This window comes from Brevibacterium sp. K11IcPPYGO002, assembly GCF_050920635.1.
Classification (GTDB): domain Bacteria; phylum Actinomycetota; class Actinomycetes; order Actinomycetales; family Brevibacteriaceae; genus Brevibacterium.
The window spans coordinates 1,866,547-1,881,945 of record NZ_CP131929.1; the positions used below are offsets into that span (position 1 = coordinate 1,866,547).

12 protein-coding genes and 2 tRNA genes are annotated in these 15,399 nt (G+C 64.6%); 11 read left to right on the plus strand and 3 right to left on the minus strand.

The window, feature by feature from the left end:
* The first annotated feature begins 24 nt into the window (after window positions 1-24).
* The 3 genes from QYM46_RS08470 (at window position 25) to QYM46_RS08480 (ending at window position 2,335) form a co-directional block, all read left to right on the plus strand.
* The gene (locus QYM46_RS08470) at window positions 25-630 is read left to right on the plus strand and encodes a mycothiol-dependent nitroreductase Rv2466c family protein (protein WP_169252132.1); all 606 of its coding nucleotides are present in this window, start codon (window positions 25-27) and stop codon (window positions 628-630) included.
* A 90-nt stretch (window positions 631-720) separates the two neighbouring features.
* Window positions 721-1,194 (plus strand): ribose-5-phosphate isomerase, encoded by a 474-nt coding sequence (locus QYM46_RS08475; protein ID WP_432791558.1) that lies wholly within the window; start codon window positions 721-723, stop codon window positions 1,192-1,194.
* Window positions 1,195-1,222: 28 nt separating this feature from the next.
* Window positions 1,223-2,335 (plus strand): alcohol dehydrogenase catalytic domain-containing protein, encoded by a 1,113-nt coding sequence (locus QYM46_RS08480; protein WP_432791559.1) that lies wholly within the window; start codon window positions 1,223-1,225, stop codon window positions 2,333-2,335.
* 176 nt (window positions 2,336-2,511) lie between these two features.
* On the opposite strand, the gene QYM46_RS08485 is transcribed toward QYM46_RS08480, so the two are convergent.
* Window positions 2,512-2,585, minus strand: a tRNA-Pro gene (locus QYM46_RS08485).
* Window positions 2,586-2,762: 177 nt separating this feature from the next.
* On the opposite strand from QYM46_RS08485, the gene QYM46_RS08490 reads away from it, so the two are divergent.
* From QYM46_RS08490 to QYM46_RS08520, 7 genes are all read left to right on the plus strand, one after another.
* A tRNA-Gly gene (locus QYM46_RS08490) sits at window positions 2,763-2,836 on the plus strand.
* A gap of 63 nt (window positions 2,837-2,899) precedes the next feature.
* The gene (locus QYM46_RS08495) at window positions 2,900-4,306 is read left to right on the plus strand and encodes a hypothetical protein (protein WP_432791560.1); all 1,407 of its coding nucleotides are present in this window, start codon (window positions 2,900-2,902) and stop codon (window positions 4,304-4,306) included.
* Between the two features lie 212 nt (window positions 4,307-4,518).
* The gene (tig, locus tag QYM46_RS08500) at window positions 4,519-5,880 is read left to right on the plus strand and encodes a trigger factor (protein ID WP_432791561.1); all 1,362 of its coding nucleotides are present in this window, start codon (window positions 4,519-4,521) and stop codon (window positions 5,878-5,880) included.
* A gap of 240 nt (window positions 5,881-6,120) precedes the next feature.
* Window positions 6,121-6,681 (plus strand): ATP-dependent Clp protease proteolytic subunit, encoded by a 561-nt coding sequence (locus QYM46_RS08505; protein WP_169253834.1) that lies wholly within the window; start codon window positions 6,121-6,123, stop codon window positions 6,679-6,681.
* A gap of 26 nt (window positions 6,682-6,707) precedes the next feature.
* The gene (locus QYM46_RS08510) at window positions 6,708-7,352 is read left to right on the plus strand and encodes an ATP-dependent Clp protease proteolytic subunit (protein WP_169252137.1); all 645 of its coding nucleotides are present in this window, start codon (window positions 6,708-6,710) and stop codon (window positions 7,350-7,352) included.
* A gap of 196 nt (window positions 7,353-7,548) precedes the next feature.
* Window positions 7,549-8,832 carry an ATP-dependent Clp protease ATP-binding subunit ClpX gene (gene clpX, locus QYM46_RS08515; protein ID WP_169252138.1) on the plus strand — a complete coding sequence of 428 codons (1,284 nt, stop codon included), beginning with the start codon at window positions 7,549-7,551 and terminating at the stop codon, window positions 8,830-8,832.
* 12 nt (window positions 8,833-8,844) lie between these two features.
* A complete protein-coding gene (locus tag QYM46_RS08520) occupies window positions 8,845-10,131 on the plus strand; it encodes an MFS transporter (protein ID WP_432791562.1) in 1,287 nt (428 codons plus the stop codon).
* Between the two features lie 280 nt (window positions 10,132-10,411).
* Here QYM46_RS08520 and QYM46_RS08525 read toward each other — a convergent pair whose 3' ends face one another.
* Window positions 10,412-11,104, minus strand: coding sequence for an AIM24 family protein (locus QYM46_RS08525; RefSeq protein WP_432791563.1), 693 nt, complete (start codon window positions 11,102-11,104; stop codon window positions 10,412-10,414).
* Window positions 11,105-11,333: 229 nt separating this feature from the next.
* Window positions 11,334-13,979, minus strand: a complete 2,646-nt coding sequence (valS, locus tag QYM46_RS08530) for a valine--tRNA ligase (RefSeq protein ID WP_432791564.1) — start codon at window positions 13,977-13,979, stop codon at window positions 11,334-11,336.
* Window positions 13,980-14,167: 188 nt separating this feature from the next.
* Here valS and QYM46_RS08535 point away from each other — a divergent pair, with 188 nt between their 5' ends.
* Complete coding sequence (locus tag QYM46_RS08535; RefSeq protein WP_432791565.1) at window positions 14,168-15,358, plus strand: acyltransferase; 1,191 nt, start codon at window positions 14,168-14,170, stop codon at window positions 15,356-15,358.
* The last annotated feature ends 41 nt before the right edge of the window (window positions 15,359-15,399 follow it).

Below are 15,399 nucleotides of genomic sequence, written 5' to 3' on the forward strand. Positions count from 1 at the left end.
CACGCCTATGACAGAGGAGAGACAGTGAGCAGAGAAACACTCGATCTGTGGTTCGACACGGCCTGCCCGTGGGCATGGATGACCTCACGGTGGGGACTCGAAGTGGCGAAGGTCCGCGACGTCGAGGTGAAGTTCCACCCGATGAGCCTGAACTTCCTCAACCGTGACAAGGACATCTCGGACGACTACCGGGCACTGATGAACCGGGCACTGGCCCCGATGCGCATCGTCACCGCCGCGATCGCCGAACACGGAGACGAGATCGCCGAACCGCTGTACACCGCGATCGGCAATCGCATCCACCCGGGTGGGGAGAAGGACTTCGACAAGGCTGTCTCCGAGGCGCTGGCCGAGCTCGACCTGCCGGCGGATCTCATGAAGTACGGCGAGACCGAGGACTATGACGCACGGCTCCAGGCTTCCCACGATGAGGCACTGAGCTTGGTCGGCGACGACGTCGGCACACCGATCTGCCGTGTCGCCGGAACCGCGTTCTTCGGTCCTGTCGTCACCCCCGCTCCGAAGGGAGAGGACGCCGGACGGCTCTTCGACGGAGTCCTCGCGGTCGCCTCGACGCCGGGCTTCTTCGAGCTCAAGCGCACCCGCGACCAGGGCCCGATCTTCGACTGAGCCAGTCGGGCCGAATCAGCGGCTTCGACTCAGCGATCCGTTCGCGCAGCGGGCGCAACCGAACTACAGATCCCACCGAAAGGCAGACACATGAAGGTTCACCTCGGCACCGACCACGCCGGATTCGAATTCAAAGAGATCCTCAAGGCTCACCTCGAGGCGGCTGGGCACGACATCGTCGACCACGGCGCTCACGAATTCGACGCCCTCGATGACTACCCAGCGTTCTGCATCGCCGCGGCCCAGGCCGTCGTCGATGATCAGGCCGCCGGCGTCGATGCCCTCGGCGTCGTGATCGGCGGTTCGGGCAACGGCGAACAGATGGCTGCGAACCTCGTCAAGGGCGCCCGCACTGCTTTGGCCTGGAATCCGGAGATCTCCAAACTGGCTCGTGCGCACAACAACGCGCAGATCGTCGCCGTCGGTGCCCGTCAGCATCCCGAAGCCGAAGCGATCGCGATCGTCGACGCCTTCCTTGCCGAGCCGTTCTCCGGCGATGAGCGTCACGAACGCCGCATCGACATCATGGCGAAATACGAGGAACAGGGCCAGCAGGCTCTGTGACCTGCCGAGGACGGAAAGGGCTGAGGCTGTGAAGATCGACGGTGCTGTGCTGCGGGAGATGAAACGGCCTCGGCCCTTCGCTCAGTCGCAGCCGATCACGATTGAGACGCTCGAACTCGATGAGCCGGGTCCCGGGGAGATTCGCATCCGGATGACGGCCGCCGGGGTCTGCCACTCGGATCTGTCCGTCGTCGACGGCAACCGTCCCCGCCCGCTGCCGATGCTGCTCGGGCACGAAGGAGCGGGAATCGTCGAGAAGCTCGGCGACGGCGTCGATGACCTCGAGATCGGCCAACAGGTCGTCACAGTGTTCCTGCCCCGCTGCGGGGACTGCCCGAACTGCCGCACCGACGGCAAACTTCCCTGCACCCCCGGCAGCGCGACGAACGGGGCCGGAACCTTGCCGTTCGACGGTCACAAGGTGCGACTCCACGACGACACCGGCGCCGAGGTGCTCCACCACCTCGGTGCCTCCGTGTTCGCCACTCACGCGGTGGTCAACCGAGCATCCGTCGTCCCCGTCGACGAGGATGTTCCCGCCTCGATCGCCGCGGTGCTCGGCTGTGCCGTGCTCACCGGCGGGGGAGCGGTGCTCAACGCGGGACGGCCGGGACCGGACGATGAAGTGATGATCGTCGGTCTCGGCGGGGTCGGTATTGCCGCACTCATCACGGCGCTGTCCATTGAGACCGCCGGAGTCATCGGCGTCGACGCGAATCCTGACAAGCTCGTGCGGGCGAAGGAGCTCGGTGCCGTTGAGGTCTTCACCCCCGAACAGCTGGGGGAGAGGAAGGCTCCGATCGTCATCGAGTGCGTGGGACATGCGCGTGCCTTTGAGACGGCGTTCTCTGCCACCGCAGTCGGCGGGACGACCGTGACCGTGGGTCTGCCTGCCCCGGATGCGCAGTCCCACATCACCCCGGTGACCCTGACCGCTGAGGCCCGGACCGTGATCGGCTCCTATCTGGGGTCGGCGGTGCCGAGTCGCGATATCCCCGTCTACGCCCAGCTGTGGCGGGAGGGCAAGCTGCCCGTCGAGGAACTCATCTCCGATACGATCGAGCTCAGCGAGCTCAACGAGGCCTTCGACGCGCTCTCCGACGGAACCGTGGTCCGACAGGTCATCGACTTCGGAGCCTAGGCAAGCGGCCGAATGGTCTGCACGAGCGGCTTCAGAATTCATATGAGGTGATTCTGGTCAAGGCGTATGAATTTTGAACCCGCGAGTGCTGACGCGCACCTTCGGTCTACGACCCTCAGACGAAACAGGGCATGAAGAAGCCGCCCGGACCGATTGGTCCGGGCGGCTGGAGTCTGTCGGGATGACAGGATTTGAACCTGCGACCCTCTGTTCCCAAAACAGATGCGCTACCAAGCTGCGCCACATCCCGCGACGGCTCCTATCTAACCACAGGCGGGTCGCGACTCGCACCTTGCGAATCAGGCAAACCCGTCGATGCGACACACCTCACAGTTCCGTCAGGTGGGTGACCGGGCAGGTGACGCAGGTCACCGAATGTCGATTTGGCGGTCGAGGAAGTTCTCGACTATAGTCGAACTCGCAACACGGGGATGTAGCTCAATGGTAGAGCCTCAGTCTTCCAAACTGATGGTGCGGGTTCGATTCCCGTCATCCCCTCCACGAGCCGGTCTGACCAGATGGTCAGGCCGGTTTTCTCATGTCCGGGCGGGTAGGATCCTCCTCATGACCACTGCCGTTCGGACGCCACGCGGCACGCTCCCGCGCGATGAGCGTGCCACAGCCCGGCCCAGTCGGCGGGCGATACTCACCGGAGCGGTCGCCGGGATCGGTGCGATCGGTCTCGGTTCGGCGATCACCGCAGCCCTCGCCGAGGCGGCCCAACCGGATCCCATCCGCTCGCTCACCGCCGCCTACACTCGTTCGGGTCTGCGGGAGGCTCTCAACGCCGAATCCGCGCAGATCCTGCCCGCGCAGTCGCGAGTCATGCCGAATCGTGACGATCCGGGCCCGGCGCGGAGGCAGCAGGAGTTCCTCGACGGCTGCGAACCGTGGCTGGGGTCCCTGCCCGCCTACCGCCGAGAACTCGCGGTCTCGGCTCTGCTCGACCTGTGGGTGCTCAGTGACGAGCTGCCCGCCCCGGTCGCCGGGTGGGCGGGTGCGTGGCGCTATGTCTGGCCGCGGGATACCGCCTTCTGTGCAGTGGCTCTGGCGCGAGTCGGGCTCTCGGACCTGGCGTGGAGCCATCTGCACTACCTTCAGTCCGTGCAGGCGCCCGATGGGTCGTTCGCCGCTCGCGTCGACCCGGTGTCCGGACTGGCACCGGACGATCGTGAGTCGCAGTTCGACTCTCTCGGCCTCGTCCTCTGGGCGGTCTCCGAGGTGCATGCCGTCTCCACGGTGACGACCGGCCGCTCCGGTCTCGGAGGATTCGATGACCTGCTGCGGCGGACCAGTTCGCGCCTGATCGACCTCACCGCCCGCGGTCGCCGCCTGCCTCCGGTCGGACCCGACTATTGGGAGGTCGGAGAATCACAGGTCACACTCGGCTTGGCCGGACCGACTCTGGTCGGGATGAACTCACTGACCGCACTGACGAAGGCGGATCCGGGGCTGTGGAGCCGCCTCGGCGGGGGAGAGGCTGATGTCCGGCGCGCCGTCGAGGACTATCGTGCCACCTTCGCTCGGACCTTCGGCGCCAACGGGATGCAGCGGTATCCCACCTCGGGCGGATCCGATTCGGCCATCGCCTACCTGCCCGCCGCCGGACTCGTGCCGGACACGGCGGACGGGATCTACGCACTCGACCCCGAGCTCCTCGCCGGAGTCTGGGATCGTCTCGAGCAGCCGGCCGGCGGGATCAAGCCCGGGCACGGGTGGATCATCGACCGCTCAAGCTGGACGCCGTCGACGTCCCTCATGGGCCTCGGCTTCGCGCGCCTCGGACTCAGTGACCGGGCCGAATCGGTCCTCGATTGGCTGACGGAACACCGCACCAGCGCAGGGTCTCTGCCGGAGAAGATCAGCGCGGACGGCAACCCGGTCTCCGTGGCCCCGCTGTCATGGACGGCGGCCAACGTCATCATCACCCTCGACGAGCTCTACGGGCACCGAGGTGGAGCGGCCCCGTGAAATCACCCCGGTTTCGCGTAACGGGCGGGGTTTCGCGTAACATAGGTGATTGCGTCTTGCGGACGTGCGCGAACTATTCGTGGACTTTCGCTCCCTCTAAGGTCACGAGATGACCGATCAGGCTGTGAGATGGCCGCCAGCGGTCACGAACCCGGATGATCAGGTCGGAGATGACCGAAAATGCATGACTGTCGAATCTGAAAGGTCACACTGTGAAGAGCTCCGTCGAGCAACTCGACCCCACCCGGGTCAAGATCAGCGTGGAAGTCCCATACGCCGAACTCAAACCGAGCGTCGACGAGGCATACAAGACCATCGGTGGCCAGGTCACCGTCCCCGGTTTCCGCAAGGGCAAGGTCCCCGCGCGCATCATCGATCAGCGCATCGGCCGTCCTGCCGTGATCCAGGAAGCCATCAACAACGGTCTTGACGAGTTCTACCGCAACGCGGTCGACGAGCATGACCTCAAGCCGATGGGCCAGCCCGAGGTCGAGATCTCCGAGGTTCCCGGTCTCGACGGAACCGAAGACGGCGAACTCGGCTTCACCGTCGAGGTCGACGTGCGTCCCGAAGTCGAACTGCCTGCCTACGACTCGATCACCATCGAGGTCGACCCGATCGACATCACCGATGCCGATGTGGATGCCGAGCTCGAGCAGCTGCGCACCCGCTTCGGAACCCTCGTCGCCGTGGACCGCCCCGCGGCCAAGGACGACTTCGTCACCCTCGACCTCGTCGCCACCATCGGTGACGAGGAGATCGACACCGCTTCCGACATCTCCTACCAGGTCGGTGCCGGAACGATGCTCGAAGGCATGGACGAGGCCCTCGACGGACTCTCTGCTGGAGAGACCACGACCTTCGAGACCACCTTCGCCGGCGGCGAGCACGCCGGCGAACAGGGCACCGTGAAGATCACCCTGAGCGCTGTGAAGGAACGCGAACTGCCCGAGGCCGATGACGACTTCGCTCAGCTGGCCAGCGAGTTCGACACGATCGCCGAACTGCGCGAGGACCTGCGCGTCCAGGCCGGCAAGGCCAAGGAGACCGAGCAGGGCGTGCAGGCACGCGACAAGGTCCTCGAACACCTCATCGAGACCCTCGAAGTCCCGGTCCCGGCCAAGATCGTCACCGACGAGGTCGAGCGTCACCTCGAGTCCGAGAACCGTTCGGACGATGACGAGCACCGCAAGGAGGTCACCGAGGAGACCGAGCGCAACCTGCGCACCCAGTTCATCCTCGACGCCGTCTCCGAAGCCGAGAATGTCGAGGTCAGCCAGCCCGAACTCATCGAGTACCTGATCTCCGCGTCGCAGCAGTACGGAATGAACCCGAACGAGTTCGCCCAGATGCTCGACAGCTCCGGCCAGGTCAACGCCCTCGTCGGCGAGGTCTCGCGCCGTAAGGCTCTTGCCGCCGTCCTCGCCGGTGCCACGGTCAAGGACACCGCTGGAAACGTCGTCGACATGGAGGCCTTCACCTCCGCCGGAGACGATGCCGAGGACACAGACGCTGATGCGCAGAGCGCGGAAGCTGACGCCGAAGCACCTGCAGAGGCCGCCGAAGAGAACTGAGGGTCAGCCGCCTCGGCGATGGAATCCTGATGAGACGGTGGGTACGGATCGCGATCCGTACCCACCGTCTCTGCATCTGCCCAGGTCCCGATCACGCTGAGGGCGAACACTGGCCTCGCCGCGGACTAAAACCCGGGGGAGAGCGGTTAGAGTCCATATCAAGCCATCCACAGAACACAGGAGTGAAACGTGAGCGCATACGACACGACAGCTCCCGTCGGCCTCGACGCCGGTGGGGGAATGGGTCTGGACGACCACATCTTCAATCGCCTTCTCAAGGAGCGCATCATCTGGCTCGGTTCGGAGGTGCGTGACGACAACGCCAACGCCATCTGTGCGCAGATGATGCTGCTTGCCGCCGAAGATCCTGACGCGGACATCTCGCTCTACATCAACTCGCCCGGCGGTTCCGTCACCGCGGGTATGGCCATCTACGACACGATGCAGTACATCAAGCCCGATGTCTCCACCGTGGCCATGGGCATGGCCGCCTCGATGGGACAGTTCCTGCTGTCCTCGGGCACGCCGGGAAAGCGCTACGCCACCCCGCATGCCCGTATCCTCATGCACCAGCCGCTGGGCGGCATCGGCGGAACGGCCACCGACATCAAGATCCAGGCCGAACTGATCCTGCACATGAAGAAGCAGATGGCGGAACTGACCGCTCAGCAGACCGGCAAGTCGCTCGAGCAGATCCTCAAGGACAACGATCGTGACCACTGGTTCACCGCTGAGGAAGCGCTCGAATACGGCTTCATCGACAAGATGGTCACCCGCGCGTCCGACGTCGAGAACAACTGAGCAGGAGTGAGGGAAGAATGAATGCAATGAACTTTATGCCGGGTTCGACGGCGTCGAACATGCCCCAGTCGCGCTACGTCATGCCGCAGTTCGAAGAGCGCACACCCTATGGCTTCAAGCGCCAGGATCCCTACACCAAGCTCTTCGACGATCGTGTGGTGTTCCTGGGCGCCCAAGTCGATGACACGTCCGCCGACGATGTCATGGCTCAGCTGCTGGTGCTCGAATCGCAGGATCCGGACCGCGACATCACTCTCTACATCAACTCGCCCGGTGGTTCGTTCACCGCGATGACGGCCATCTACGACACGATGCAGTACGTCAAGCCCGAGATCCAGACCGTCTGCCTCGGGCAGGCCGCCTCCGCCGCCGCCGTGCTGCTGGCCGCAGGAACTCCTGGTAAGCGACTCGCACTGCCGAATGCGCGTGTGCTCATCCACCAGCCCGCGATGCAGGGCCAGGGGCAGGGACAGGCCTCCGACCTCGAGATCCAGGCCGCGGAGGTGCTGCGGATGCGCGAATGGCTCGAGGCAACTCTGGCCAAGCACTCGAACAAGGAAGCCACGCAGATCTCGAACGACATCGAACGCGACCTCTTCCTCACGGCCGCTCAGGCCAAGGACTACGGTCTCGTCGATCAGGTGCTCTCTTCGCGCAAGGACGCGAACTGATCACCGCTGTCAGCGCTGATCAGCGCTGAGAACGGGTCCGTGCGATTGCGATCGTGCGGACCCGTTCCCGGTTCTGCCCGCCGACACACCGAGACGTGGCTGGGGGCTCGTGTCCGCCACGTATGGGAAGCTATTGAGGTACAGGAAACACGAGCGGTAGAGTTGGGACCAAGCGTCCTGGCGAAAGGTTGTGACAGTGGCTCGCAGTGCGGACGGAGCAGACCTGCTCAAATGCAACTTCTGTGGGAAGTCTCAGAAGCAGGTTCGGAAACTCATCGCCGGACCTGGTGTTTACATCTGCGATGAATGCATCGGATTGTGCAATGAGATCATCGAAGAGGAACTCAGCGAATCCAGCCCGGAGCAGGCCGAGCTCGAACTGCCCAAACCCCGCGAGATCTTCGACTTCCTCCAGGAATACGTCGTCGGTCAGGAACCGGCGAAGAAGGCATTGTCAGTAGCCGTCTACAACCACTACAAGCGCATCCGATCGCTGCAGTCGGGTGACGAGAAGACCCTCGGCTCCAGCGACTCCGAGGTTGAGATCGCGAAGTCGAACATTCTGCTCGTCGGACCCACCGGGTCGGGGAAGACCTACCTCGCCCAGTCGCTGGCCAAACGTCTCAACGTCCCCTTCGCGGTCGCCGACGCCACCGCGCTGACCGAGGCCGGCTACGTCGGCGAAGACGTCGAGAACATCCTGCTCAAGCTCATCCAGGCCGCGGACTTCGACATCCAGCGCGCCGAGCACGGCATCATCTACATCGACGAGATCGATAAGATCGCCCGCAAGTCGGAGAATCCGTCGATCACCCGTGATGTGTCCGGCGAGGGCGTGCAGCAGGCGCTGCTGAAGATCCTCGAAGGCACCCAGGCGTCGGTTCCGCCGCAGGGCGGACGCAAGCACCCGCATCAGGACTTCCTGCAGATCGACACGACCAACGTGCTCTTCATCGTGGCGGGCGCGTTCGCCGGAATGGAAGAGATCGTGGCCGGCCGTAAGGGCAAGCACGGGATCGGCTTCGGTGCCCTTCTGCAGTCGAAGAACGACGAAGAGGACCTCTACGCGGACATCCTCCCGGAGGATCTGCTCAAGTTCGGACTCATCCCCGAATTCATCGGTCGCCTCCCGGTGCTGGCCACCGTGTCGAACCTCGATCGTGCCGCACTGATGTCGATTCTCACCGAGCCGAAGAACGCGCTGGTCAAGCAGTATCAGCGGATGTTCGAGTTCGACAATGTGTCTCTGACCTTCGAGACCGAGGCGCTCGAGGCCATCGCCGACCTCGCTCTTCTGCGCGGTACCGGTGCGCGCGGACTGCGCTCCATCATGGAGGAGGTCCTGCAGCCGGTCATGTTCGATGTGCCCTCGCGCGAGGACATCGCCGAGGTGGTCGTGACCAAGGACGTCGTCGAATCGAACGTCGCCCCGACCCTCGTGCCGAAGTCACGGAACAGGACGAATAAGAAGTCTGCCTGAGTCTCTCAACGCATGAGACTCCTGGCTGACACGCGCCCGCTGCGGTACGCGTCCTTTCGACGGCTGTGGTCGGCCAATATCGTCACCGTCATCGGTGCGCAGATGACGGTGGTGGCGATTCCCGCGCAGATCTTCCATATCACCGGATCGTCCGGCTACGTCGGGCTCGCCGGTGCGTTCGGTCTGGTGCCTCTCATCGTCTTCGGGCTGTGGGGCGGGTCCCTGGCCGATGTCATCGACCGTCGCAGGATGCTCGTCATCTCGACCGTCGGGCTGATCGTCACGAGCGCGATACTCGCACTCATCGCGGTGCTCAGCGTCGACAACGTCTGGCTGCTGCTGTCGGTGTTTTCAATGCAGCAGGCATTCTTCGGTCTGAACCAGCCGGCGAGGGGTGCTCTGCTGCCCTCGATCATCCCGCTCGATCTGCTGCCGGCGGCGAATTCTCTGAATATGACCGTGATGACTGTGGGCGCCGTCGTCGGCCCTGTCGTCGGCGGAGCGCTGATTCCGCTGTTCGGGTACCAGCTGCTCTACGTCATCGATGCCGTGTTCCTCTTCGCCACGCTCTATGCGGTGGTCCGACTGCCGTCGCTGCTGCCGCAGAAACAGCCCGATACACGGTCGGGACTCAAAGGCATCGTCGATGGATTCCGGTACCTGCGGACGAACACCGTCGTCATGGTCTCTCTGCTGGTCGACATCATTGCGATGGTCTTCGGAATGCCGCGGGCACTGTTTCCGCAGATCGCGGCCGAGACCTTCGACGGCCCACCCGAAGGCGGCATCGTGTTCTCGCTGCTCTTCGCCGCTCTGGCCGGCGGCAGCGCCTTGGCCGGGATCTTCTCCGGATGGGTCTCCCGCGTGCAGCGTCAGGGGCTCGCCGTCATCGTCGCCATCGTCGTCTGGGGCGCGGCCATGACGGTCTTCGGGCTGTCGCTTGAGCTGGCGGCGGGGTTCTGGCTGACCGCGCTCGTCGTCGCATTGGCTGCGATGGCGGTCGGCGGAGGAGCCGATATCGTCTCCGGTGCTTTTCGGCAGACGATGCTCCAGGAGGCCGCCACCGATGCGATGCGCGGTCGGATGCAGGGAGTGTTCATCGTCGTCGTCGCCGGCGGACCTCGTATTGCTGACGTCCTCCACGGCTCCGTCGCGGCCGTCACCGACACCACGGTCGCCTCGGCGGGCGGCGGCATTGCCGTCATCGTTCTCGTGCTCGCCTGCGCGGCAATCTTTCCGACATTCCGAAAGTATCGGGTCGAACGCGGCGGGCACGAGCACACTGTCCCCACCGCCTGATCTTCTGCCGCGATGTCCAGGCGGGAGCACATCTGCCACAGCAACACCCACCGCTGCTCTCACGCCACACTGACAGCGGTAGAACCTCCCGGTGCTGCCGTATCCCTCACCCGTCCTGACAAAACACCCTATTGCACCGGTGGGTTCAGAGACGACGGGTGAGGGGTGAGCGATGCGGCGACACGGGGAGCTGCGCGGGAGAGACGACGACACCCCCGACCCGCTGCCGAAGCAGCAGGTCGAGGGTGCGTGGTCAGGCCGCGGACGGCCGCCTGGCGTGTCAGCTGGTGGCAGCCGAGTAGACGGCGTTCTCCGCGGGCTGGACGACGACGAAGCCGGGACCGTGGAAGGCCAGCTGCACGGACTCACCGGAACCGCGACCGAAGAAGGTGCCGACGCCGACGTCGGTCTTGATCTGCGGGGCCAGTGCCGAGGACCAGCACACAGCGGCTTGCGGGTCGACGAAGGTCGGCTGCTGCGAGCAGTCGAGGACCATGGGCTCGCCCTTGCAGCAGATGGCGGCGGTGCCCTGCCCGGCAAGTTCGAGGTTGAACAGTCCGGACCCGCTGACCATGGCACCGACTCCGCCCTTGATGCGCTTGATCTCCCAATTGAGAGCGTCGTCGAAGGCGAGCAGATTAGCGGTGTTGACGGTCAGCGCGTCCTGTGGTCCTTCGAGCGCCATCATGAAGATGTTCGACGCCTCCCGGGCGAAGAACACTTCACCGTGTCCCTCGACGCGCATGACATTGCCGCCCTCCCCGGTGGCCGCCTTCTTCATGAACTGGCCGACCGACTTCGACCCCTGGTGGGTGAAGTGGACATCTCCCTGGTAGGCGACCATGGCGCCCTTGGTGGCGATCATCGGAGCGTTCGGCGTGACCACCGAACGCAGCATCTTGTTCGACTGGAGCGTCCACCGCTCCTGGTTCTGGATCTCGGCGTTGCGCTTGGAAAACAGTTCGCTTCTCACGGTTCTGGGAGCCTTTCGTTCAAGGAGGACTGCGATGGTGCGTCGGTGGTCGAGAACCATATTACTGGGCAGAGACCGCAGAACCCCTTCCGTCCGTGTGTCCGTTCCGGAACATGCGACGAGCCCCACGGCACCCGCTGCTCCGATTCTGCGGAGGAGCGGGTGTCGTGGGGCTCTGTACGACCCGACCGGGACTCAGACCGGCTCGGAGGTCCGGCTCGTCCTCGGCTCAGTTCTGTTCGACGAAGCTGATCGCGGCGATGGCGATCTCCTCACCGGCTTCCTCGGTGCTCAGGGACTTGATACGGCCCGCGGCCCTGAGGTCGCCTTCTGCCGACTTGATCGCGGCGACGACGGAGGCCGGTGCCTGGATGGTCACCGAGGCGACCTCGGTCTTCTGTGAGACCTTGGCCTCGGTCTTCGTGCGGCGGATCTCGGTCAGTGCCGCAGCCACCGCAGCCAGGAGCTCGGGATCGACGGTCGAGCCGGGGTGGCTCAGAGCCTCATCGGCCGGCCACTGTGCACGGTGGACCGAACCGGTGCGCCACCAGGACCAGACCTCTTCGGTGACGAACGGTGTGAACGGTGCGAAGAGACGCAGCAGCACGTCCAGGGCCGTAGCCAGGGTGACATGGGCGGACATCTGATCGTCGGTGCCCGAGGAGCCGTAGGAGCGATCCTTGACGAGTTCGACGTAGTCGTCGGTGAACTCCCAGAAGAAGCTCTCGGTCACACGCAGAGCGTGAGCGTAGTCGTAGGCGGCCATATGCGTTCCCGCCTGTGCGACGACGTCGGCCAGCTTCGCCAGCAGGGCCCGATCGAGGTCGTGGGTGACGGCCCCGAGCTGACCGATGAGACCGGCGTGCACGCCCTGCGCGAGAGCGAACTTCGACGCATTCAGTAGCTTCATGGCCAGACGGCGTCCGATCTGCATCTGCGTGACGTCATAGGCGGTATCAGCGCCGAGCTTCGCACTGGCGGCCCAGTAGCGCACGGCGTCCGGACCGAAGCCGGGCTTCGCCTCGGCGAGGATGTCGGAGGGCACGACCACATTGCCCTTCGACTTCGACATCTTCTTCCGGTCCGGATCGAGGATCCAGCCCGAGAGACCGGCATGTCTCCACGGTGCCGCATCATTGAGCGAGTTCGCCCGGACGACGGTCGAGAACAGCCACGTGCGGATGATGTCGTGGCCCTGTGGGCGCAGGTCGAACGGGAAGACCTTGTCGAAGAACTCCTCGTCCCGCGACCAGCCGCCGAGCAGCTGCGGGGTCAGCGACGACGTCGCCCAGGTGTCGAGCACGTCCGGATCTGCGGTGAACCCGCCGGGCACATCGCGTTGGTCTTCCGTGAACCCGGCAGGAGCCTCGGCGATGGGGTCGCAGGGCAGCGATTCCGGAACGATCGGGTTCTCGTAGTCGGGCTGGCCGTCGGCATCGAGTCGGTACCACAGGGGTATCGGGACGCCGAAGAAGCGCTGCCGGGAGACCAGCCAATCGCCGTTGAGGTTCTCCACCCAGTTCTCGTAGCGGGAGCGCATGTACGCCGGGTGCCATTCGATCTCGCGGCCGCGGGCGATGAGCGCATCCCGCAGCTCGGCCGAACGGCCGCCGTTGCGGATGTACCACTGACGGCTGGTGACGACCTCGAGCGGCTTGTCGCCCTTCTCATAGAACGGGACCGGGTGCGTGATCGGCTCGATCTCACCGATGAGGTCACCGGAGTCGACGAGCATCTGCGCAATGTCCTTGCGCGCCGAGAACGTCGTCTTTCCGGCCAGTGCCTCATAGTTGGCCACAGCGTCAGACTTCGGCGACTGAGCAATCCACTCGGGCACCTCGAGGTTGAGGCGGCCGCCGCGGTTGATCACCGCACGGGTCGGCAGATCCAGCTCTCGCCACCAGGTCACGTCGGTGAGGTCGCCGAAGGTGCAGACCATGGCGATGCCCGTGCCCTTATCGGACTTCGCGAGCTCATGGGCGCGGATCTCGACGCTGACACCGAAGAGCGGCGAGACGACGTTCGTGCCGAACATGGAGGCGTAGCGTTCGTCATCGGGATGGGCGACGAGCGCCACGACCGAAGGAATGAGCTCCGGACGCGAGGTGAGGATGATGATCGGCTCCGCCGAGGTGTCGGCCAGGCCGTCGGCGCCTTCGGGGAAGAACTTCACCTTGTGATAGGCACCCTCGCGTTCACGATCTTCGAGTTCGGCCTGAGCCACAGCAGTTCCGAAGGTGACGTCCCACATGGTCGGGGCGTCCTGCGAATAGGCATGGCCGTTCTGCAGGTCGGTGAGGAACGCCCGCTGGCTCACCGCACGAGAATCGTCATCGATAGTGCGGTACGTGTACTTCCAATCCACCGACAGCCCGGTGGAGCGGAAGAGGTCCTCGAACACCTTCTCATCCTCGGCCGAGAGCTTCTCGCACAGCTCGATGAAGTTCTGGCGAGAGACCTTGACGAAGTCGCGCGAATTCTTCGGTGCCTTCTCCGGCGGATGGAAGTCCGGATCGTAGTGCCGACTGGGATCGCAGGTGACTCCGTAGTAGTTCTGCACCCGTCGTTCGGTGGGCAGGCCGTTGTCATCCCATCCCAGCGGGTAGAACACGTTCTTGCCGGTCATCCGCTGATAGCGGGCGATGATGTCGGTCTGCGTGTACGAGAACACGTGTCCCACGTGCAGCGACCCCGATGCTGTGGGCGGGGGAGTGTCGATCGAGTAGACCTGCTCGCGATCGGTGTCGACGTCGAAGGCGTAGACGTTCTGCTCGCTCCACGCGGCGTCCCATTTGTCCCGCAGGCCCTCGAGGGCCGGTTTGTCAGGCAGGTTCACTGACTCGTGCGTCGAGTCCGAAAAGGCAGGTGTGTTCATAATTGCTGATTTTCTCACTCGGTCCGCGATCGGCCAAACCGGTTCGCGCCTGCAGCCGGGCGAAGCCTCACCGGAGCACAAGCGCTGCACTCGCGCCTGCAGCCGGGCCTCGGCCGGCGGCATGGGAGAGCTCACACCCTGAAAGCGCAGTGAGTCGACTGCGCCGCAGGCAATGACATGATGGACGCATGGCGCCCCTGGACCGAATTCCGACAGAGAATCCGCCGCCCACGTCGACCGCGTGGATGAATCCGGCACGTTCGATCGCGATCATCGCCGTCGTGGCCATCCATTCCCTGGGAACCGTCGTCGAAGAGAACTTCGCAGGAATGGGCCCCGACTGGTGGCTGGCGAACGCCGTCGACTCCGCCTGCCGGTGGTCGGTGCCGGTGTTCATCATGATCTCCGGCGCGCTGGCCCTCGATCCTGACCGGGGCGGCAAGCCGCGCACGTTCCTGTCCAAGCGGGTCTGGCGGATCGGCATCCCTCTCGTGTTCTGGACCATCGTCTATGTTCTGTTCCGCCGGTTCTACCTCCAGCCTGATGACCAGGCGTGGAATCCGGGCATCGCGATCCTCACCGGTTCGCCCTTCGTCCAGCTCTATTTCCTCTACGTTCTCGCCGGGCTGACACTGCTCACCCCGTTCTTCCGCCTCCTGAGCGTGCACGGCTCTCGCCGTCTGCAGTGGGGGACCGGGCTGATCTTCCTCGGCATCGGCATGACCGACCAGTGGGTGTCGATGATCTTCGACGTCGGCGAAGCCAATATCGCGACTCGGTTCCTGCCGATGGCCGGTTTCTACATCCTCGGGTGGGTGCTGCGCGATATCGTCCTCTCGGCCAGGGGTGCCATCGTGGCCTGGGCGAGCTTCATCTTCGCGGCCGCCGGAACCGCCGTCTGGGCCGGTCTGGGACCGGGGGAGAAGCCGTGGATGTTCCCCTACGAATATCTCGCCCCCGGAGTCGTCATCGCCTCCATCGCTGCGTATCTCCTTCTGCATTTCCATATGCGCACTGGATTCGGACCGCTGCACCGGTTCTACCCGTATTCCTTCGGAGTGTTCCTCCTCCATCCGGTCCTGCTCTACCCGGTGCGCAACGCCATGGGCCTGCCGGACACCGTGCCCGGCGTCGTCCTCCACGCCGTGATCATGCCGATCGCCTACGCGCTCGTCTGCGCCGCATTCACCTGGCTGGCCGTGAAGATCCCAGGTCTGCGCGCCGTCTTCGGCGAAGGCGGGCCGCGCAATCCGCACCCCCGACCGAGCACGCCGATGACCCCGGTCGCACCCGACTCGCCCGATCCTGCCCGGAGACGACCTGCCGACAGCGATCTCGGCTCAGACGACACCGCTGCCGGACGAGAGCCGACTCCGTAGACTGAGATCCGGACAGGAGATCCCGTCACCGGAATCCCGAC